The organism is Vibrio sp. 2132-1 (assembly GCF_033344315.1).
In genome coordinates this window covers 1-530 of the sequence record NZ_JAWPON010000806.1, presented here as the reverse complement: position 1 = coordinate 530, position 530 = coordinate 1, and the positions used below count along the sequence as shown (strand labels likewise).

General features: G+C 48.9%; 1 protein-coding gene. It reads right to left on the bottom strand.

What is annotated here, in order from left to right; all coding sequences use genetic code 11:
- On the bottom strand, positions 1–530 hold a 530-nt coding region (locus tag R8N47_RS28115), incomplete at both ends, for an MFS transporter (protein ID WP_412034503.1).

Below are 530 nucleotides of genomic sequence, written 5' to 3'. Positions count from 1 at the left end.
TGGCAGCAAACATCACGGCATACAAAACGCTTCCGCCAAGCAGTACGGTTGACCAACCGCCATGTTGCCAACAGTAGAGCAATAAAAACCCACCTAAACTTCCGCCAACATAGTAGTGCACCAAGTACAAAGCTGTTGCGGTTGCTTTTGCTTGTGTTGCGTTTTGTCCTACCCAGCCGTAAGCCAAAGTATGGGTAAAAAACGCGCCAAAACTAATCAGCAGAAGACCGATAAGCATAGCGGCGAGGCTCTCAAAAGCCGCAATCCACATGCCTGCCATGCTAACCACAGCGCCTAAGAACATACCTAGAATAGAAGAGTAACGTTTGCTCCAATGCCCTGCGCATCGAGAAGAAAAAGTTCCTCCCAGATAACAGATGAATATCAACGATGCTAGACCGACCGGAACGTTGTGCGGCGCGCTAACCAAACGAAAGCCCATCACTGAGTAAAGATTGACGAACAACGCAAAGTTAAGCCCGCCGATGAGCATTGCAAACCAAACCCGCTGATTTCGGAAGTGGCCAATA